Annotated in this window: 18 protein-coding genes; 10 read left to right on the forward strand and 8 right to left on the reverse strand. The window is 60.8% G+C overall.

The window, feature by feature from the left end:
• Positions 1-27: 27 nt before the first annotated feature.
• From HMPREF2943_RS08970 to HMPREF2943_RS09015, 10 genes are all read left to right on the forward strand, one after another.
• Positions 28-630, forward strand: coding sequence for an NUDIX hydrolase (locus HMPREF2943_RS08970; protein WP_070711380.1), 603 nt, complete (start codon positions 28-30; stop codon positions 628-630).
• The gene (locus tag HMPREF2943_RS08975) at positions 627-2,768 is read left to right on the forward strand and encodes a hypothetical protein (RefSeq protein ID WP_070711381.1); all 2,142 of its coding nucleotides are present in this window, start codon (positions 627-629) and stop codon (positions 2,766-2,768) included. The genes HMPREF2943_RS08970 and HMPREF2943_RS08975 overlap by 4 nt, the downstream gene beginning before the upstream one ends.
• Positions 2,769-2,776: 8 nt before the next feature.
• Positions 2,777-6,019 (forward strand): murein biosynthesis integral membrane protein MurJ, encoded by a 3,243-nt coding sequence (gene murJ, locus HMPREF2943_RS08980; RefSeq protein ID WP_070645158.1) that lies wholly within the window; start codon positions 2,777-2,779, stop codon positions 6,017-6,019.
• Between the two features lie 220 nt (positions 6,020-6,239).
• Positions 6,240-6,773 carry a YceI family protein gene (locus tag HMPREF2943_RS08985; protein ID WP_070444547.1) on the forward strand — a complete coding sequence of 178 codons (534 nt, stop codon included), beginning with the start codon at positions 6,240-6,242 and terminating at the stop codon, positions 6,771-6,773.
• A 267-nt stretch (positions 6,774-7,040) separates the two neighbouring features.
• On the forward strand, positions 7,041-8,753 hold the full coding sequence (locus HMPREF2943_RS08990; RefSeq protein ID WP_070711382.1) for an ATP-binding protein: 1,713 nt from the start codon (positions 7,041-7,043) through the stop codon (positions 8,751-8,753).
• A gap of 43 nt (positions 8,754-8,796) precedes the next feature.
• Positions 8,797-11,307, forward strand: a complete 2,511-nt coding sequence (pepN, locus tag HMPREF2943_RS08995) for an aminopeptidase N (RefSeq protein ID WP_070711383.1) — start codon at positions 8,797-8,799, stop codon at positions 11,305-11,307.
• Between the two features lie 166 nt (positions 11,308-11,473).
• A complete protein-coding gene (locus HMPREF2943_RS09000) occupies positions 11,474-12,016 on the forward strand; it encodes a sigma-70 family RNA polymerase sigma factor (RefSeq protein WP_010188059.1) in 543 nt (180 codons plus the stop codon).
• 54 nt (positions 12,017-12,070) lie between these two features.
• Positions 12,071-12,997, forward strand: coding sequence for a thioredoxin-disulfide reductase (trxB, locus tag HMPREF2943_RS09005; RefSeq protein WP_070711384.1), 927 nt, complete (start codon positions 12,071-12,073; stop codon positions 12,995-12,997).
• Between the two features lie 7 nt (positions 12,998-13,004).
• The gene (trxA, locus tag HMPREF2943_RS09010) at positions 13,005-13,328 is read left to right on the forward strand and encodes a thioredoxin (protein ID WP_070444541.1); all 324 of its coding nucleotides are present in this window, start codon (positions 13,005-13,007) and stop codon (positions 13,326-13,328) included.
• Positions 13,329-13,393: 65 nt separating this feature from the next.
• Positions 13,394-14,578, forward strand: a complete 1,185-nt coding sequence (locus HMPREF2943_RS09015; RefSeq protein WP_070444539.1) for an N-acetylmuramoyl-L-alanine amidase — start codon at positions 13,394-13,396, stop codon at positions 14,576-14,578.
• 26 nt (positions 14,579-14,604) lie between these two features.
• Here the strand turns inward: HMPREF2943_RS09015 and HMPREF2943_RS09020 are convergent, their stop codons facing one another.
• Genes HMPREF2943_RS09020 through rpmH form a run of 8 tightly spaced genes read right to left on the reverse strand, consistent with a single transcriptional unit; the run spans position 14,605 to position 19,541 of the window.
• Positions 14,605-15,180, reverse strand: a complete 576-nt coding sequence (locus tag HMPREF2943_RS09020; protein WP_070444537.1) for a hypothetical protein — start codon at positions 15,178-15,180, stop codon at positions 14,605-14,607.
• A 6-nt stretch (positions 15,181-15,186) separates the two neighbouring features.
• Complete coding sequence (locus tag HMPREF2943_RS09025) at positions 15,187-16,242, reverse strand: ParB/RepB/Spo0J family partition protein (protein ID WP_070444535.1); 1,056 nt, start codon at positions 16,240-16,242, stop codon at positions 15,187-15,189.
• A gap of 6 nt (positions 16,243-16,248) precedes the next feature.
• Positions 16,249-17,097 carry a ParA family protein gene (locus HMPREF2943_RS09030; protein WP_070711385.1) on the reverse strand — a complete coding sequence of 283 codons (849 nt, stop codon included), beginning with the start codon at positions 17,095-17,097 and terminating at the stop codon, positions 16,249-16,251.
• 10 nt (positions 17,098-17,107) lie between these two features.
• Positions 17,108-17,737 (reverse strand): 16S rRNA (guanine(527)-N(7))-methyltransferase RsmG, encoded by a 630-nt coding sequence (gene rsmG, locus HMPREF2943_RS09035; RefSeq protein ID WP_070645139.1) that lies wholly within the window; start codon positions 17,735-17,737, stop codon positions 17,108-17,110.
• A gap of 23 nt (positions 17,738-17,760) precedes the next feature.
• Positions 17,761-18,750, reverse strand: a complete 990-nt coding sequence (gene yidC / locus HMPREF2943_RS09040; RefSeq protein WP_070645137.1) for a membrane protein insertase YidC — start codon at positions 18,748-18,750, stop codon at positions 17,761-17,763.
• A gap of 9 nt (positions 18,751-18,759) precedes the next feature.
• Positions 18,760-19,038 (reverse strand): membrane protein insertion efficiency factor YidD, encoded by a 279-nt coding sequence (gene yidD / locus HMPREF2943_RS12255; protein WP_070444526.1) that lies wholly within the window; start codon positions 19,036-19,038, stop codon positions 18,760-18,762.
• Entirely contained in the window at positions 19,026-19,394 is a 369-nt protein-coding gene (gene rnpA, locus HMPREF2943_RS09045; RefSeq protein WP_070645134.1) for a ribonuclease P protein component, read from the reverse strand. Before rnpA ends, yidD begins: the two co-directional genes overlap by 13 nt.
• Positions 19,395-19,397: 3 nt before the next feature.
• Positions 19,398-19,541, reverse strand: coding sequence for a 50S ribosomal protein L34 (rpmH, locus tag HMPREF2943_RS09050; protein WP_003847033.1), 144 nt, complete (start codon positions 19,539-19,541; stop codon positions 19,398-19,400).
• Positions 19,542-20,057 lie beyond the last annotated feature (516 nt).

Consider the following 20,057-nt stretch of genomic DNA (forward strand, 5'->3'; position numbering starts at 1 on the left):
GATCGAAGTCTACTACGATTAGCAGGGATGACTAAGAACACGCCAGGGTCCAAACGCCGCCGCCGGCGGGGCGCGGGCCACCGGAACCACCGCACGGGACGCCCCCAGCGCACGTCCACCAACCGCATGACCACGCGGGATGAGACCTCCGCCGGCGGACTTGTCGTGTCCGGATTGGCGGAAGCTGTGGACGAAAACGGCAACGTGGACCTGTCCCAGATCTATGTGGCACTCATCGGCAGGTTGGACCGCCGCGGGCGCCTGCTGTGGTCCATGCCGAAGGGGCATGTGGAAAATGGCGAAGCCAAAGAGCTCACCGCTGAGCGCGAGGTCTGGGAAGAAACAGGAATCCACGGTAAGGTCTTCGCGGACCTCGGCATGATTGATTATTGGTTCGTCTCCGATGGGGTGCGCATTCACAAAACAGTGCACCACCACCTTTTGCGTTTTGTGGACGGCATCATGAATGACGAAGACCCGGAGGTCACAGAAGTGTCCTGGATCCCAGTCTCCGAGCTCATCGAGCACTTGGCCTATGCGGACGAGCGCAAGCTGGCTCGCATTGCCTACGACCTCCTCCCGGATCTCGCGCGAAAGGAAGCTGCCGCAGGAAAGGCGACCCCACGGTGAGGTGGCGCGCAGCGGCGGCCATCGCGGCGCTGGCGGTGGGCTGCGCCGTCCCCGTGGCCCAGGCACAAACTCCCGACACTGGGATTACTGACTCCCACTATTGGCTCGGCTCCCGCGGTCCCGACGAGCTGGAGCTCAGCCTACTTAGCGCAACGGAGGCGCGGGTAGGGGAGACGCTCGAGCTACAATTGCGCATCCATAACCCAACCGAGAGCGCCGTTGATGATTTGCAGATAACCTCCCGGCGCAGCACTGCCGTGAACTCCACCACCCAGGCACGCCAAGAGCTCGCTGCGGGATCCTTTCCTTATTATGGGGCGACACTCGGCGCGGGAAAGCTTGAACCGGGGGAGAGCCGCGAGCTGACCGTGGAGGTTCCCACCGCATTGGGCAAAGACTCCACGCTGGCCATCACGGAACCTGGCGCCTACCCGCTCCTGTTCACGCTCACCGGCACCCGCGACGGCCAGGCGGCCAGTTTCGCGGAGGAGCGGACAATCCTGGATTTCCAAGGAGAAGAATCGGCTCCCGAAGACGAGAGCGAGCATTCCTTTTCGCTGGTCTATCCTGTCACCGCCGAGGTAGACGTGGTGCCGGGGGATACCGGTGGCGAGGAGCTCATCTTAGAAAGCGAGCAGCTGGCGGAACAGCTCTCCCCGGGTGGGCGGCTCGATCAACTGCTCGACGCCTACCTGCAGCATGATCTGCGCGGTTCCGGCTGCATGGCTTTGGACCCCGCGCTTGTTGACGCCGCCGACCGCATGTCCGCCGGCTACACCGTCAACGAGACGCGCCCCTCTACCGCCAAACACCCCACTCGCCTGCGTGATTCCTGGTTTAACAGCGCCGATTCCGATCGCGGCACGCCCGGCGCGGGTTCCCGGGACGCCGCCGCATGGCTGCAGAAGCTCAAACAGGTCGACTGCCGCATGCTCATGCCGTGGGCCAACGCAGACACCGATGCCGTGGCCAAAGTGGGCAATGAGTGGCTCACCCACGAGGCCGTAGAGCAAGGCACAGACACCATCGAGCGCATCCTCGGCGCCCCGCTCAGCACGCAGCTCACCGCGCCGGCCTCTGGGACGAGCGAGCATGCGATGTCCGTTCCGCTGTTGGTGGCGGATAATTCCGAGTGGGTAGGCAAGGCCGCCACCTTTGATGCCTCCCTCGGCGCACTCTTGGCCCAAACCGGATCGAAGCCGCAGACCACCGGGTACTCCAACCCGGAGCTGCGCTACGACTTTTCGATCGATTCGGAACAGGCGAGGGCACTGACGGCGGGGGCGTCGATAAGCGTGGCGTCTGCACAAGAGGAGACCGTGGCCAAGCTGCCGAATTACCAGGACCCTGCCGCCGCACGTGCGGTGATGGAAGCAGCGCAGCGGCTCCTCGATTCTGGGCGCCTCGAACCCCGCCCCGTTACCGCGCTAGAGGTGGAGGAGGGCAGTGGGAGTCCCGGCAGCCCCTACCCGGACCCTTCAGCCTTTCACGACGCCGAGATCACACAGGTAACACAGCAGGCGCGCTATACCGACGAGTTGATGTCCATCATGGTCAACGACCCCGGTATTGCCATGACGCGCTACGACTTCACGGCACCTTTGCGCCACGATCTGCTCACGGCGCTCAGCGCGACCGGCCGCTCCAGCCTGCACGGCTTTCCGACTTCGGTGAAGCAAAGCCGCTCCCGCCTAGAGAAGAACGCGGATATGCTTCGCGAGCTGCGCGCCTCCGTATCCCTCATCCCACCGGGCAACGTGTATACCCGCGTCTCAGAGTCATCGCCGCTGCTCATCGTGGCGGAAAACGGCCTGCCACTGCCTGTCGACGCACACCTGGCTTATGACGCCCCCGACGGCGCCACGTTGAACACGCAGAACATGATTCACATCCCGGCCAAGGGATCCATTACCGTGTCCATGACCGCTGACCTGCCTAGCAACGCTGACCAGACGTCGCTGCGCCTGTGGCTTGCAACACCATCTGAGCACCTCATTTCGGATCCCATCGACATCACGGTGCAGACGCGTGCCGGTATCGTTAGCGTCTATGGAGTCGGCGCGATCGCCGCGCTCGCCCTCGTCCTAGCTGCCCTGTTCCGTCTGGGTAAGCGGAAGAAAAAGAAGTCTCACGGATAGTTTTCTCTATGACACATGAACCTATGTCTGGTGCCCGTCGCCGCATTGTCACGCCCTCGCCGCCGGCACCGGTCCCGGAAAAGCGCGCGCCGAGCGGCGTCGTTGCTGTCGACGACGAACTCGAGGACCGTTCGGGACTGAAGGGCAAGTCTGCCTCGGCCCCGAGTGAGTCCGGCGGCGAAAAGAACTCCGACGGCGCCGTCGTCCGCGCCACCGGTTCCATGGCTATCGCCACGTTGATTTCCCGCATCACGGGATTCATTCGCAACGTGCTCATCGGCTCGTCGCTTGGCCCAGCGATTTCCTCCGCCTTTACCACGGCGAACCAGCTGCCCAACCTCATCACGGAGATTGTGCTGGGTGCGGTGCTGACCTCACTCGTGGTTCCGGTGCTGGTGCGCGCGGAAAAGGAAGATGCCGACCGCGGCGAGGACTTTGTCCGGCGCCTCTTCACACTGGCCTTCTCCCTGTTGGCCACGATCACGGTGCTTTCCTGTATTTTTGCCCCGCAGTTAACGCGCATGATGTTGCCGGAAGACGGCGAGGTCAATGCCGTGCAGGCGACCTCCTTTGCCTACTTGCTGCTGCCACAGATCTTCTTCTACGGACTCTTCGCGCTCTTCCAAGCGGTGCTCAACACCAAGAATATTTTTGGGCCGGGCGCGTGGGCACCGGTGGTCAATAACATCATCTCGATTTCGGTGCTCGTGGCCTACCAGCTGGTGCCGGGCAGTCTGCATCCCGATGCACCCTCGCCGATCACGGACAGGCACGTGCTGCTCCTAGCCCTAGGCACCACGGCGGGCGTGGTCGTGCAATGCCTCATCCTCTTCCCTTATCTCAAGAAGGCAGGCATTAACCTCAAGCCGCTGTGGGGCCTGGATGACCGCCTCAAGCAATTCGGTGGGATGGCCATGGCAATTGTGGCCTATGTGGCGATTTCCCAGTTGGGTTACGTCATCACCTCCCGCGTGGCGGCGCATGCGGATGAAGGCGCGCCCTTTACCTACCAGCAGGCCTGGCTGCTTCTGCAGGTGCCCTATGGCGTCATCGGCGTCACGCTACTCACCGCAATTATGCCGCGTCTGTCCCGCAACGCCGCGGACGGTGACGTCAAGGCCGTGGTTCGGGATCTCACGCTCGGCACGAAGCTGACGTTTATCGCCCTGATTCCGATCGTCATCTTCATGACGGGCTTCGGTATCCCGATTGCCCGCGGCCTCTTCCAATACGGAGCCTTCGACGCCGACGCGGCCGAGCTGCTCGGCCTCACACTGAGCTTCTCCGCCTTTACCCTCATCCCCTACGCCCTCGTGTTGCTGCACCTGCGCGTGTTTTACGCCCGCGAGGAAGCGTGGACACCCACCTTCATCATCGCCGGCATCACGCTGACCAAGGTGGTGCTCTCCCTGTTGGCCCCACACGTTGCGGACTCCCCGGAGCGCGTGGTCATCCTGCTGGGTACTGCCAACGGCTTCGGCTTCGTGGCCGGCGCGGTGATCGGCGGCTTCCTGCTCAAGCGCAAGCTGGGTAGCCTGGGCGGCCGCGCGGTTATCGCGACCACCGTGTGGTCGGTGCTGGCCTCCATCGTTGGCCTAGTCGTTGCTTACGCCTTCAACTACGGCATCAACTTCGTGCTCCCGGCCGAGGTTCCGCCGTTTGTGTACCTGCTCAAGCTCGCCGTCGTGGGCCTGGTCTTCGTGATCGTGACCGGCATCGTGCTCTCGCGTTCGGGCCTGCCGGAAGTCATCAACCTGGGCCGCCAGCTGCAGCGCATTCCGGGCATGTCCCGCTTCATCAAGATCGAGCATGCAGAAGCTATCGAGGTCGAAGCCCCGGAGCAGCTGGAGTTCCAGCCCATCTTCAGCGTGGACGCCTTCAACTCTTCGCCGGTGCCGCCGCCGATGTCTGCCGGTATCGTCCGTGGTCCGCGCCTGGTGCCGGGTGCGCCGGTCTCCGATGGCCGCTTCCGCCTCCTCAAAGACTATGGCTCTGCCGCGGGTACCCGCTTCTGGAAGGCGCGCGAGCAGGCCACCGGCCGCGTGGTGTCGCTGACCTTCGTGGACACCACAGGCGAAGCCCCGATGGCGCCGGCGACCCCGGCCGTGGCCGCCCGCCGCTCCGCCGAGGTCTCCCGCGCCACGCGCCGCCTAGCGGAGATGGAACTGGATGCCGTGGCGGAGAACATCGATATCCTGTCCTACCGCCAGGGCTGCCTCGTCGTGGCGGACTGGGTAGAGGGCACCTCGTTGAAGACAGTGTCGGAGGATGAGGACCTCGATCCGCGCGCCGTGGCCCACGCCTTGGTACCGCTGGTGCGCACCACAGCCGCGGCCCATGCGGCGGACCTCGTGCTGGGCATTGAAAACCGCAACCGCATCCGCATCTCTACCGAAGGTATTGCCACGCTGGCCTTCCCCGCGGTGCTGCACAGCAACGATGAGGAAACTGACCGCTCGGCGTTGGCCTCCGCAATCTCTCTCCTGGTGGACTCCACTAGCCCAACACCGGAGGTGCTACAGGAGATCGCTGCCGACGCCGAAGAGGGCCAGGACTCCGATCTCGAGGACATCGCCCACCGCTTGGCGGTCTTCGCCGGCGACGGCGAGGACGGCGAGGAAACCCTCCAGGTACCGGTGGAGGAGACCCCGCGCAAGGAGGACCCGAGCCCTGCACCGGGCTTCGGCGGCCGCGGTTATTCTGGCTCCGGGATCATCGTGCTCGGTGTGCTGGCTACCCTCTTCGTCGTGGCGATGGCCGCACTCAGCGTGTGGATTCTCTCCCAGGTAGGTAATGAGAAAACTTCCCCCGTGGTGACGAAGAGCGAATCCACGACGGAAACGACCTTCCCCAACGTGCCGCCGGTGATCCTGAAAGACGTAAAGACCACCTCCGTTCCGGAGGGCAAGGAAGTATCTGGTTCATGGTCCACGAAAAAGGCAGACACTGGACTCCTGCTCAGCGTTGACAAGCCCACGCAACTCCGCGCGCTACCGCTTCAGCAGAGCAAGTCCACGGGCGCCAAGTACGAGGTCTATGGCGTTAATACCAAGGATTTTGACCCCACGGATCCTGACTCCGGCAAGCTGACCGAGCTCGCACACGGCACCTTGACGAGCGCACGCCAAGACATCGAGCTCAAGGAGAAGCCCGTGGCCTTCGACGGCGCCCTCATCGTTTTCACCGACATGCCCAAGTCCGGCTCCGTCACACTGAAGGAGGCCACCCTGGTGGGTATCCCGACTAACTAACCCACCACCTCACGCATTCCCCCAGACCTCGATCCCGAAACTCCCTGCTCGCTGACTCAGACGCACCACGCGCTTGACGACGCCCACCTGCAGGTTTCGGGTTCTAGGTCTGGGGCTTTATTGTTCTTGCGATTTCTTCCCTTTACAGATCAGACACGGAGCGTATAATTATTGTTGTCACATCAACAATCTAGAGAAACCTAGAAGAAACGAGGAACCCATGACTATCACCGCAGGAACCTACACACTGGACGCAGCACACACCACCATCGGCTTCGTCGCCCGCCACGCCATGATCACCAAGGTGCGTGGCAACTTCACCGAGTTCGAGGGCACCCTGAAGGTGGGAGAGAACATTAACGAGTCCGCAGCTACCGCCACGGTGAAGACCGCGTCCATCGATACCAACAACGCCGACCGCGATGCGCACGTGAAGAACGAGGACTTTTTCGACGTTGAGAAGTTCCCGGAGATGACCTTCACCGCAACCAAGTTCGACGTGAACGAGGCAGGCGAGGGCATGGTCACCGGTGACCTCACCATCAAGGGCACCACCAAGTCCGTTGACTTCAAGGTAGAGGAGACGGGCGTGGCCGAGGATCCCTTCGGTAACACCCGCCTGGGCTTCGCGGCTAAGACCTCCATTAACCGCCTCGACTTCGACATCGACTTCAACGCTCCGCTGAAGACCGGCGGCGTGCTGGTCTCCGAGGAGATCAAGATTGAGCTCGAGGTCTCTGCCATCAAGCAGTAAGCCATCAAGCGCGAAACCTCGCCGTAGGAAGTAGTTCTAAGTTGTTGCCCGTAGTGCCCATTCCGGTACTGCGGGCAACAACTTTTTAACAACTAAAGGCCCAAAACCGAGTAATAAACAACTCTGAAACAACTCCCAAACAACTTGAACAACGCTCTGGACTGCATGTTCTAGATTAATTCTGAGTCAGAAGCTGCCATATTAGCCAATAGTTGTTTATTAGTTGTTGCGGAGTTGTTTGAAACAACTCTGCTACACTACGGGACCATGAGAGAGGACGAACTCGAATTCATCATCCAGGCACTGCGCTCGATTGAAGCCGGCGCAACCGCCGATAGCCTGGAATCCGAAATTCTCGATTTTAAAGAGGATCCCGCCGTCCACCCTCGAAATCGCAATCCAGACGCGTCCCTTGTTGAATTCCTCATCGATGAAGCCGTGTGCTTTTCCAATGCCGATAACGGGAACGCTTTCATTGTGCTTGGAGTCGCAGACAAGAAATCTGGACCAGAGGCATTTACAGGCACCCAACGGGAATTGGACTGGCTCATAAGAAAGATCTTTGAAGGAACACAGCCCAACATCCACATCGAAGCAGAGGAGCTGGAGTGGTGCGGAGCCCGGCTCATCGTCTTACGCGTTCCCCGTGGCATCACGCTGTATCAACGCCCAAAGGGACAGGCGAGCAAGCGAGTTGACACTCGCTGCGTACCACTCACCGAGCATCAACGCCGCGCACTCTTCTTTGAACGCGCCAACCCGGATTACACTGCTCACCCCTCCCGGCGAGGGCTTGAGGAACTCGATATGACGGCCGTCGATCAGGCCCGACACCTCCTAGCCCAAGCGAGGGCAATGTCCGGTTCCCAGGAGCCTGTTCCCGCGACGGCCCGCGAACTCTTGGGAGAATTAGGACTGCTGGATGGCTCACTAAAGCCCACATACGCGGCCGAAATCCTTTTCATGCCTCCGGTATCCCAGCAGGTTACAGTTCGGCACCTCCTCCGTCTTGTCCCTGGCGGTGAGCCGAGAACAACAGAAATCTCTGCGCCCCTCATCACCACATACTTGCGGTTGAAAGAGCTAATTCGAGTCAATGCCCAGCAAGAAGTGGAGCGGATCGCCCTTGCCACGGGTCAAGAAGTATCGATCAAGGCTTTCCCAGACACCGCTGTCGACGAGCTTGTCTCTAATGCCTTAGCCCATCGCGACTGGGACGCATCGGCTGCAGTAGTCATCGACCAATCTCCCATAGCCTTCTCTGTATGGTCTCCCGGTGGTCTTCCCACAGGTGTACAACGCGATCGGGTTCTCACAACACAATCAATTCCCCGAAATCCCCGCCTTATGACGGCGTTAAGGATGCTGGGGTTAGCAGAGGAATCCTCCCGTGGATTCGACCGCATGTGGGCATCCATGCTGTCGAGTGGTCGCCATATTCCGGAACTTCGCGCCGAGGAATCCTTCGTCGAAGTTACTTTGTCCTCTGGGCGCGTTGACACCGCGTTCGTTAAGTCCTTGACCGAACTCAAAGGTGCTTTCGGCGCTGAGCCTTTCGACAGCGTCAATGGTCTCATCATTGCCCGTCACCTTATGGACAACCAGATCCTGCTGTGTCACACTGCTGCCCAACTCATGCAAGTCAGCGAAGATCAGGCTGCAGACACCCTACGGTGGTATGAGAGCCTCGGTTTCGTAGAACAACTACGTGAAACGCGAGAGTGGATACTTACCACCAAGGCACGATCACTGATGGGGCTTCACATAGAGGGACACATTGCAGCAACGTCCGTTCAGGATTGGATCCTGGCTCAACTCAAAGAAGGAGCTGCGCTGAATACGCGTAAAGTCGCCGAAGAACTGGGAGTAGACCGGGCAATTGTCACAGGAATACTGCGCCACCTAAGAACTATAGGCCAAGCGCGCATCGATCCTGATGGCCCACAGCGCGGCCCCAACACGCGGTGGATTCTTTCATGACCACCCTGTGATACACACCGCAGCGAGGTTTAAGATGTAGCGCATGACTACCGCAAACCTCACCCATGCAGAAGCTTCCGCCCGCAGCGCCGCGCTGCGTTTGAGCACCTACGAGCTGCACCTCGACGTCACGAGTGCGCCAACCGACGCCGACTCTTACGAGGTCACCTCGCGCATTACGTTCACCACCACCGAGCACGAGACCTTCGTGGATTACTTGGGCAAGGCCGTGCATACAGTGCACGTCAACGGCGAGGAGGTGGAGAACACCTTCGACGGCGGACGGGTTTACCTGAGCAACCTTCCAGTGGGGGAGGAGCTCACCGTGGAGATCACCGGCTCCTCCTATTACTCCCGCACTGGCCAGGGTCTGCACCGCATGCACGACCAGGCCGATGACACCACCTACCTCTACTCGCACCTCGAGCCATCTGATGCCCGCCGCATCTTCCCCTGCTTTGACCAACCGGACCTCAAGGCCAGCTACGAGGTGCACCTCACCGGCCCGGAAGGCTGGCAGCTGCTCAGTAACCAACCGGAGGTCAGCCGCGAGAAGACCGAGGGTGGGGAAGTAGCGCACTTTGCCCCGACCCCGCTGCTGTCGACGTACTTGACGGCGTTTTCGGCGGGGCCGTACGTCGAAAAGCACAGCACCTGGACCGCACCCGATGGATCCCTCAGCGTGGAACTGCGCGCCTTCGCCCGCGCCTCCATGGCGGAGTACCTGGATGATGAAATCCTGCAGGTCACCGCACAAGGCATGGACTTCTTCCACAACAACTTTGGCTATCCCTACCCGTGGGGCAAGTATGATTCCATCTTCGTTCCGGAGTACAACCTGGGTGCCATGGAGAACCCCGGCCTCGTAACCTTTACGGAGCATTACCTCTTCCGTTCCGCCGCCACCCGCGCGCAGCATGCCGGGCGCACGAATACGATCCTGCACGAGATGTCGCACATGTGGTTCGGTGACCTAGTCACCCCGCAGTGGTGGGATGACCTGTGGCTCAAGGAGTCCTTCGCGGAGTTCATGGGCGCGGATTCCTCGGTGCACGCCACCGAGTACACCGAGGCGTGGGTCAACTTTGCCGGCCAGCGCAAGAACTGGGCCTACCTGCAGGATCAGCTGCCCACCACGCACCCGATCAAGGCCGAGATCCCGGACGTGGATGCCGCGCGTCAGAACTTCGACGGCATTACGTATGCCAAGGGTGCTGCGGTGCTCAAACAGCTGGTGCACTACGTGGGCCGGGAGAATTTCTATGCCGGCGCGCGTGACTACTTCCAGGAGCACGCCTTTGCTGCCGCCACCTTCGAGGATCTCCTTAAGGCCCTGAAGAAGCACACCGACCGCGACCTCGACGCTTGGTCCACAGCCTGGCTGCGCACGTGGGGCCCGGATACGCTGACCCCGGAGTTACACGCGGACGGCGATAGGATTCACGAGTTAGCTATCGCTGTCGAGGCGGAGGACACCACGCGCCCGCACCGCCTCAACGTGGCGCTGTTCGATAACTCCCTGAAGAAGTACGCCACCCTCGACGTCGATCTGGAGGGCGAGCGCACTATCCTCGACGAGGCTTCTGGGCTTCAGGCACCGGCGTTGTTGCTGCTGAACGACGGCGACCACACCTACGCCAAGGTCCGCTTCGATGAGACCTCCTTGAAGACCATTCGCGCGCGCTTGTCTGAAGTTCCGGATGAGCTCTCCCGAGCGGTCATCTGGACCTCCCTGTGGAACCTCACCCGCGATGGCGAGTGGCCGGTGCGCTCCTACCTCGACACCGTGCTGAAGCACGCTCCGGCGGAGTCCAACCCGACGCTTCTGACCACGGCCTTTGCCAATGCCCGCTATGCCATCGACCACTTCGTTAGCCAGGAAGAACGCGAGGAGATTCGCTCCGATTATGCCGAGCGGCTGTGGGAGGTGCTGCAAGACGCCCCGGCTGGTTCCGACGCGCAGCTCACCTTCGCCCGAGCCGCCATTCAGGCGCTCGCGGCCACCCCGGAGGAATCCGGCACGCAGCGCCTGCGTGCGCTTTACGACGGATCCCTCGACGGCCTCGCCCTCGACCCGGATATTCGCTGGGCCATCCTCCGCGCCTTGGCCGCCCGCGATGCCATCAGCATCGAGGAGCTGGAGGCTGAGAAGGAGCGCGATAACACGCTCACCGGTGCCGCCGCCTACCTAGGCGCCTCCCACGCCTTCCCATCTGCCGAGCTCAAGCGCGAAGTCTTTGACCTCGTGCGCACGCCGGGCACGTACTCCAACGCGGAGGTGGATTCCCTGCTCGCAGCGTTCAACGCACCGCGCTCAGCCCACCTCACCGAAGCCTTTGCCCAGGAGTATTTCGATTCTCTGGCGAAGCTCTGGACGGAGCATCCCATCGAGATTGCCAACCGCCTCGTGCGCGGTCTTTACCCAGATCTCGCGATGGCCGACGCCGCCACCAGCGAATTCCTGAGCAAAGATCGTCCGCGCGCGCTGCGCCGCGTGCTGCTGGAATGCCAGGATGCACTGCGTCGTGCGTACCGTGTCCGTGCCGTGCAGTAAGCACGGCACATTAAACGCGGCACATGAGACGCTTCGCGTAGCGGATAGCAGAATCTTCCCGTAAACTCGCAACCACATCAACGGGGGGACAATCACAAACCATCGGCTTCGGCCGGGGACTGTGTTGACCCACGTGTCATTGCTCAAGTTTCCGGGGGGATTCTTAGTGTCAGCACAGCCGACCGATCGTGAACTCGTCGACGCCTTCATTGGTGGAGATACCAAGGCCTTTTCGGCAATCGTCGAAAAGCACCGCGCGCGCCTGACCGCCATGGCGCGACGCTATACGCGCAACGATGATGATGCGCAGGACATTGTGCAGGAGGCCCTGCTCAAGGCCAGCTGCAACATGGCCTCCTACCGGCACGATGCCACCCTGAGCACGTGGCTGCACCGGCTGGTAATGAACTCCGGCTATGACTTCCTCAACCATCGCTCCAACCGGGAAAACGCCTCCCTCGATGCAGAGATCATTGAGGATGACCGCAACTATGCGCTCGCGCACAACCCCAGCGAAAACCTGGCGGAACGCATCACGGTGGCCCAAGCGATGGAAACCTTGCGCCAAGACCAGCGCGAGGCGCTCTACCTCACCGACGTTGCAGGTTATCCCATCGATACGGTGGCTAAGGTGCAAGGCGTGGCACCTGGCACGGTGAAGTCACGGCGAGCTCGAGCTCGGCAAGTGTTGCGTGCGGCGATAGACTGAGGGCGAGTAGAATCTGAGTCTTACTTAAAAAGAATCGTTTCAAGGGAGTTTTTAGTGACTATCCACGATGTCGCCATCGTCGGCTCCGGCCCTGCCGGCTATACCGCAGCGCTCTACGCAGCACGCGCCGAACTCAATCCCATCGTCTTCGAGGGCTTTGAATACGGTGGCGAACTCATGAACACCACCGAGGTCGAGAACTACCCAGGCTTCCAGAAGGGAATCATGGGCCCTGAGCTTATGGAAGAGATGCGCGCTCAAGCCATCCGCTTCGGTGCCGACCTTCGCATGGAAGTTGTAGATTCCATCGAGCTCGAAGGCGAGGTGAAGAAGCTACACGTGGGCGACGAGGTTTATGAAGCCCGCGCTGTCATCCTCGCTACCGGTGCCGCTCCGCGCTACCTGGGTATTCCGGGCGAATCTGAGCTGACCGGCCGCGGCGTGTCGGCGTGTGCCACCTGCGATGGTTTCTTCTTCAAGGACCACAACATCGCCGTCGTCGGCGGTGGCGATTCCGCCATGGAAGAGGCCACCTTCCTCACCAAGTTCGCCGAGACCGTCACCATTATTCACCGCTCGGAGAACTTCCGCGCCTCCAAGATCATGCTGGAGCGCGCCAAGGAGAACCCAAAGATCAAGTGGCTGACCGACACCACCGTCGAGCGCGTCCTGGAGAAGGACGGCAAGGTCGGTGCCCTCGAAGTCAAGAACGTGCTGACCGGTGAGACCAGCGAACTGGATTTGACCGCCATGTTCGTAGCCATTGGCCACGACCCGCGCTCCGGCTTCCTCAACGGCCAGGTAGAGACCGATGAGGCTGGCTACGTGGTGGTACAGCAGCCCTCCACTAAGACCTCGCTGCCAGGTGTCTTTGCCTGTGGTGACTTGGTGGATGACCACTACCAGCAGGCCATCACCGCTGCGGGCTCCGGCTGCCGCGCGGCCATTGATGCGGAACATTTCCTGGCTGAGAACCGTTAGTAATCACATGAGCAACATTAAAAACGTCACTACTGATTCCTTCCGCGCTGACGTCGTAGAGGCAGGCAAGCCAGTCGTCGTGGACTTCTGGGCCGAATGGTGTGGTCCGTGTAAGAAGCTGTCCCCGATCCTTGAGGAGGTCGCCGAAGAACTCGGTGAGGACGTCTCCGTAGTCAAGGTCAACGTGGATGAAGAACGCACTTTGGGTGCCATGTTCCAGATCATGTCCATCCCATCTGTGCTGATTTTCAAGGACGGCGAGAAGGTCGATGAGTTCGTTGGCTTGCGTTCCAAGGCCGACATCGTGGCGCAGGTAAAGAAACAGCTCTAACTGGTATTCTTTAACTCGTTGTTGGCGCACTGTAGTGCGCCTCCTTGATCACGAAAGGGGTAGGTGTGAACCGCGTTTTACGTGTAGGTGACCAGAGCGTTCGGGTCGCCGAAGCACGCGCAACCCTTGCCCGCCTCGGCCTGATGACTGACTACCAGGGGACGTTGTCCGACTGGAAGAAGCAAAAGTACTCCGAAGCCGATAAGCACTTTGATAGCGAGCTAGCGGAAGTACTTAAGGCCTTCCAGCAATCACGCGGCATTGTGCCCAGCGGCGATATCGATGAACTCACTTTGCGTGAACTGCGCCAAGCCTCCTACACCTTGGGTGCGCGCGTGCTGGCCTATGAGCCTGGCAACGTGCAGGTGGGCGACGATGTCTCCCAGTTGCAGCAACAGCTCCAGGAGCTCGGCTTCTACCAGGAGCGCATCGACGGCAATTTCGGTGCCCGCACCTATGCAGCGCTGGCGGAATACCAATTGAACTCTGGACTGCGCAGTGACGGAATTTGTGGCCCGGAGACCATCAACGCGCTCAACCTACTGGGTCGGCGCATCACCGGCGGATCAGCGCACAACATCCAAGAGCGCGAGCGCGTCCGCAACGCAGGGCCCCAATTGGCCGGCAAGCGCGTTGTCATCGATCCCAGCCTGGGCGGTTTCAACAAGGGCCGTACGGTCAAGGGCCGCTTTGGTGACATCACTGAGGAAGAGATCCTCTGGGATTTGGCCGAGCGAGTTGCTGGCCGCATGATTGCCGCCGGCATGGAGACCATCATCTCCCGCCCGCGTACCGATGATCCCTCTATTCATGATCGCGCCGACATTGCCAATGCCTTTGGCGCTGACTTGGTCATTTCGCTCGCCTGCGACGAGTACCCCACAGAGAAGGCCAATGGCGTAGCCACCTTCTACTTCGGTTCTGAGTCCGGTAACTCCTCGCTCATTGGTGAAACGCTCTCCGGCTTCATCCAGCGAGAGATCGTTGCCCGCACCGAGCTGGGCAACTGCCGCAACCACGGCCGCACCTGGGCGCTGCTGCGCCTGACCCAGATGCCGGTGGTGCAGGTCGTGCTGGGCTACCTAACCAGCCCCAAGGACGTGACTATTCTGGCCAACCCAGATCGCCGCGATGACATCGCCGAGGCCATCGTCGTCTCCGTCAAGCGCCTGTACCTTCTTGACGATGACACTGCCGTCACCGGCACCTACCGCTTCGACGAGCTGCTGCGCGCGGAGCGCTCTTCCTAACGGGCTTAGGGGGAACCATCCTGTATCTAGGCTAGGGCGCGGGCGAGGAGGTCCTCCACGGCGGCAGCCGTCAGCAGATCGAAAGCTGGGGGCAGCTCGAGTCGCAGGCGCGGGGTAATGGGGTGATCACGCTCCACCCTGAAACCGGCGGATTCCAGCGTTTCCACCGGTAGTAGGCCAATACGGCCGGGCTTAGCCCGCAGGAGATTTTCGGCGGCGCGAGCATCGCGGTAACCAAAGGCCTCAACGGCGCTAGCTTCGCGGGAGGTGAGGTGCATGATGGTGGCATCGAGAAGCACCGCCTCCAGGCCCTTCGCCGCGCGGTGCGATTTCACGAAAAGCGAGGACACCAGCACCGCGTCCTCCGAGACGGGGGAGGTGGGTAGCTTCGCGGCACCGGGGGCAAGATCGGGCGGGCAAAAGAACACTGTGGCCTCATCACCCACGGTAAAACCGCACTCACCACAGCGCAGCAGCGTGGCACTGATCCATGCTTCCTTCTCGAAAACAGGATCAGCGACCGTGGTCTTCAGCTCCCAGAAGATGGATCGAGCCGCCAAGGGGTTGATGGCAACACCTTCCTTGACGGCCTGAACGAGCATGGTCAGCTAGCTGCTTTCCTTACCCTCAATGAGGGCCAGAATACGCTCGAAATCTTCCTGGTCGCCGAATTCGACGACCATCTTGCCTTTGCGCTTGCCCATGGTGACGGTGACCTTGGTGTCGAAGCGATCGGCCAAGCGCTCAGCGGAATCAGTAAAGAATTGCGGCTGCGGGGCGGCAGGTTTCTTGGTTGGCTCGGCCGGCTTACCGTCCCGCTTATACAGGGTGACGGCTTCCTCCGTAGCGCGCACGGACAGGCCCTCGGCCACAATGCGGTTGGCAATGAGCTCCATGGCTTCAGCATCCGGCAGGCCCAGTAGCGCGCGGGCATGGCCACCGGACAAGGTGCCAGCGGCAACGCGCTTCTGCACATTGACCGGCAGCTTGAGCAAGCGGATCATGTTGGTGACTTGAGGGCGGGAGCGGCCGATGCGATCAGCCAGCTCGTTCTGGGTCACGCCGAATTCTTCCAGCAGCTGCTGGTAGGCGTGAGCCTCTTCCAGCGGGTTGAGCTGTACGCGGTGGATATTCTCCAAAAGCGCGTCCCGCAGGAGGTCATCATCCTTGGTATCGCGCACAATGGCCGGGATGGTGGCCAGGCCCGCCTTGGAGGAGGCACGCCAGCGGCGCTCACCCATGATGAGCTCGAAGCCACCCTCCTCAGCGGGGCGCACAACGACCGGTTGCAGCAGGCCAAACTCCTTGATGGAGTGGACCAGCTCCGCCAGCTCATCCTCGTCGAAGACAGTACGTGGCTGCTTCGGGTTGGGCATGATATCCCCGACGGAGATCTCGCGGTACGTCGCACCAATCACCGAAGGCTTGGCCTGCCGCTTCTTCGAGCCAGAAGACTGCTGGATGGTGGGCGCTCCCTGCACCTTTTTCGGCGCAGATCCGTGAGCCCCGCCTGTCGAAGCGCCAAGGATAATGTCGGCCGCCGAATCCCCCAGGCGCGGTTTACGGGAGGGCGCACCCGGGCCGGATGGAATGAGCGCGGCCAGGCCCTTGCCTAGGCCGCCCTGGCGCTGCTCCGGCTTCTGCTCTGCCTTCTTATCTGCCACGGTGTCCTATCCTTCCAATTCCGCGAAAATCTCTGGGCTCACGCCAATGGCACCCGTGGTGGGGTGCGGTGTGTAGTCTCCGCGCTTATCCAACTCGCGCGCGGCGGCGGAGTAGGCGCGAGCACCCGTCGACGACGGGTCATAAGCGATAACTGTCTTACCATAGCCCGGCGCCTCCGAAACGCGAACGGAGCGCGGGATAACGTTGCCCAAAACGACGGCGCCGAATTGCTCGCGCACCTCATTGGCCACCTGTTCAGCCAGCTTGGTGCGGGCATCGAACATAGTCAGCAGCACGCCGGAAATGTGAAGGTCCTCGTTGAGGTGCTCCCGAATCATGGAAATATTGCCCAGCAGCTGGCCCACGCCCTCCAAGGCGTAGTACTCACACTGGATGGGAATAATAACTTCTTCTGCACACGTCATCGCATTGATGGTGAGCAGGCCTAGAGAAGGTGGGCAGTCGATAAAGACGTACTCAAAGCCGTGCTCCTCGAGGAAGCCGTTGTGCAGAGCGTCATAGAGGCGGAACTCGCGGCGAACTAGGGAGACCATTTCGATCTCTGCACCGGCGAGGTCGATGGTGGCTGGGATGCAGTAAAGGCTCTCATCGTCGGGGGAGTGCTGCATCGCATCCTCCGCGCTGCAGTCCCCCAACAAAACCTCATAGCTGGATTTAGTGCCGGAAGTGTGCTCCGCTCCTACTGCGGTGGAGGCATTGCCCTGCGGGTCCAAGTCGATCACCAGGACCTTCTTGCCGGCCTCAGCGAGCGCGGCGGCAAGGTTGACGGCGGAGGTGGTTTTACCCACGCCACCTTTCTGGTTCGCGATGGTGATAAGACGAGGATGAGTCATGCCGTCTACTTTAGTTCACGCGCGGGACACGGATAATGGTGGTGCCGTGGATGGTCATGACCTCGGCTTTTCCGCCGCCGGCGCGCTTGATATCAGCAGCATCGCGCTCCAGTTCCTCGTAGACAGAGGAACCCTTCAACGCGATCATCTCCCCGCCCTTGCGCACCAGCGGCAGGGACCACTTGGCCAGTTTGCCCAGCGGGGCCACGGCGCGGGAGGTGACGATGTCGGCACTCTTAACGGCCTTCTTGACCGGGCCCTCCTCGGCGCGGCCGCGGATGACGGTGACGTTATCCAGCCCCAGTAGGTCGACGACCTCGTTGAGGTAGGTCGAGCGCTTGAGCAACGGTTCGATGAGGGTGATCTTCAGATCAGGGCGCGCGATAGCGAGCGGGATGCCGGGCAGGCCGGCGCCACTGCCGACGTCGATAAGCGTGGCGCCCTGCGGCATGACTTCGGCGACCACGGCGCAGTTGATGAGATGGCGCTCCCAGAGGCGCGGGACCTCGCGGGGGCCTATAAAACCACGGGTGGACCCGTCCGTAGCCAGCGAATCGTGGTATTTCTGCGCGAGCGGCAGACGCGATCCGAAGACGTCAGACGGGTCCAGTGGCACAGTGTCGGACACAGATTCAGTCACTGTGAAAACTCCTGGGTTAAGTTCTAGTTATTGTTCTTGCGGCGCTGCTTCTTGGAGCGATTGTCCTTCTTGCGAGCACCCGGCTTCGGAGCAGAGGTGCGCTTGAGCTCAGCCTTGGCGGCTGCCTCTTCTTCTTCCTCGCGGTCCATCTTGGCGTAGACGATGCGGGTCTGGAAGAAGGTCCACACGGTGTTGGCCAACATGTAGAAGAGAAGGCCGATGGGCCAGATGAAACCGGAGAACACCAGCATTGCCGGCATAAACCACAGCATCATCTTGTTCATCATGGCCATCTGCTGTTGCATCATCTCCGCATTCTGACCCTGGGGTGCAGCAGTCTTGCCGGCGGCGCGACGCGCCTCCTGGCGGTTGAGCGTCATGCGGGCGTTGAAGTGCGTCAGCGTCGCAATGATGGCGATGAGCGGCACGATGATGACGGCCGCCTGGGCGGTGGTGGTTTCCTTAACAATTTCCAGCCCCGAATTGAGGCGCAGGTTGGCCACCAGCGGCACACCGAAGATCTTGGCATCGACGAACTCCTTCACCAGCGCGGGTTCGAAGATGTAGTTGGCGATGGAGGCGTTCATTTCCTCCGACATGGCGTCACCCGCCGGGTGGCCAATGCCACCGGCGACAGCAACAGTGCGGTCGAAGGAGCGCAGCACGTGGAACAGACCAATGAACATCGGGATCTGCGCGAACATGGGCAGGCAGCCCGCGACCGGGCGCACGCCAGATTCCTTGTAGATGCGCTGCATCTCCTGCGCCGCCTTGGTCTGGTCATTGGCGTACTTGGTGCGCAGTTCCTGGATTTGCGGCTGGATCTCCTGCATCTTTCGGGAGGAGCGCAGCTGCGTGATGGTCGGCTTGACCATGATGGCCTTGAGCGTCCACGTCAGAAGAACGATGGCAATGATCCAGGTTCCGCCCCATGCGGAATCAAGAACGAAGCTCAAGAGCCAATGCCAGAACCACAAGACGGCTGAAATTGGCCAATAGATGAAATTAAGCACGAGAGTTGTTTACCTCAGTTGTTGTTTGGTCGGTACCGGATCAAACCCGCCCGGGTGCCAGGGACCGCACTTGCATAACCTGGCAAGCGCCATGCCCGTCCCCTTGAAGGCTCCATGGATGGAAATGGCTTCGAGGGCATAGGCACTGCACGTCGGTTCAAAACGACAGGTGGAGACCATCTTAAGGCCTGACAAGTGCTTTTGGTAGAAGCGCACCCCGTGAACTAGGACTCTTCCGAAGCCGCGGGCTTCGGGAATCTCCTCACCTTGGGAGTTCAGATATCCCATGTGCGTAGCGCTTTGCGGATATCACGCTCAAGGCGCTCACTGGTGGCATCACCGCTGGCGGGCAAGGCGCGGATAACGATGTCAACATTAGCGGGCAATACGGTCCCGTTGACACCATCGCGCATGAGGGACATGCACACATGACGAAGCCGCCGGGAGGTGCGGTGGCGAACCACGGCATTCCCGACGGCCTTCGACACGATGAGGCCGAACCGCGGCCCAGTGGCCGCGATAGCGTCTTCACCGTCGTTAAAGCGCAAATGCACGACGACAGTGCGCGTGCCCGCCCGGCGCCCGCCCTTGATAGTCCTCCGAAATTGCCTCGGGGATGTGAGCTTGTGCTGGGCTGGAAGCATGAATTAAGCGGTGAGCTTAGCGCGACCCTTCTTGCGACGAGCGGCGACGATAGCGCGGCCTGCGCGGGTGCTCATGCGGGTACGGAAGCCGTGCTTACGGGCACGACGACGGTTGTTCGGCTGGAAGGTACGCTTACCCTTTGCCACGATTAACTCCTTGAAGTTGTTGGTGGATGGCACAGCTTCGCGCCACTGGTGGCGCTGGGCTTAAACATCCACTGATGAATGGTGTACGTGGGGATGAGGCTTCGCACTTTAAGCGCCGTAAGGCGTGGCGAGGCATTCCCACATGCAACATGTGCACCATGCACTGTTGCGATAGACCATCACAGGTTACGTGACAGATAGTGCGCGAAACAAATCGACACACTGGGTGTCCCCGAAATTACAAAGATGTTTTTATCCGCAGCTAGAACGCCACTTTTTGCCCACATGCTGCGCGGCAAGCGCCCCCTCCTGCTGTCCACCCACCGTGCTGGGCTCCACCGTGTCAAGCGCGCATAAAAGCGCGTTAGACAGCGCCCCCATAACGCGGTACAACTGAGGAATCTAATTCCACAGTCACCCACAGGATGTGGATAACTCTCAATCATAACTTGAGACTTTTGCTGTTTACGCAGGTCAACTGCATTAAGGAGCCGATGTAAAGTTATCCACAGCCAT

Source organism: Corynebacterium sp. HMSC072D12, assembly GCF_001813925.1.
In the GTDB taxonomy this organism is placed as follows: Bacteria; Actinomycetota; Actinomycetes; order Mycobacteriales; family Mycobacteriaceae; genus Corynebacterium; species Corynebacterium aurimucosum.

What these genes read in the sequence shown, in the direction of transcription:
- HMPREF2943_RS08970 (WP_070711380.1), top strand. Translation starts at nt 28, where the DNA reads ATGACTAAGAACACGCCAGGGTCCAAACGCCGCCGCCGGCGGGGCGCG.
- pepN (WP_070711383.1), top strand. Translation starts at nt 8,797, where the DNA reads ATGACTACCGCAAACCTCACCCATGCAGAAGCTTCCGCCCGCAGCGCC.
- HMPREF2943_RS08990 (WP_070711382.1), top strand. Translation starts at nt 7,041, where the DNA reads ATGAGAGAGGACGAACTCGAATTCATCATCCAGGCACTGCGCTCGATT.
- rnpA (WP_070645134.1), bottom strand. Translation starts at nt 19,394, where the DNA reads ATGCTTCCAGCCCAGCACAAGCTCACATCCCCGAGGCAATTTCGGAGG.
- HMPREF2943_RS08985 (WP_070444547.1), top strand. Translation starts at nt 6,240, where the DNA reads ATGACTATCACCGCAGGAACCTACACACTGGACGCAGCACACACCACC.
- murJ (WP_070645158.1), top strand. Translation starts at nt 2,777, where the DNA reads ATGACACATGAACCTATGTCTGGTGCCCGTCGCCGCATTGTCACGCCC.
- trxA (WP_070444541.1), top strand. Translation starts at nt 13,005, where the DNA reads ATGAGCAACATTAAAAACGTCACTACTGATTCCTTCCGCGCTGACGTC.
- yidD (WP_070444526.1), bottom strand. Translation starts at nt 19,038, where the DNA reads ATGGGATATCTGAACTCCCAAGGTGAGGAGATTCCCGAAGCCCGCGGC.
- HMPREF2943_RS09030 (WP_070711385.1), bottom strand. Translation starts at nt 17,097, where the DNA reads ATGACTCATCCTCGTCTTATCACCATCGCGAACCAGAAAGGTGGCGTG.
- HMPREF2943_RS09020 (WP_070444537.1), bottom strand. Translation starts at nt 15,180, where the DNA reads ATGCTCGTTCAGGCCGTCAAGGAAGGTGTTGCCATCAACCCCTTGGCG.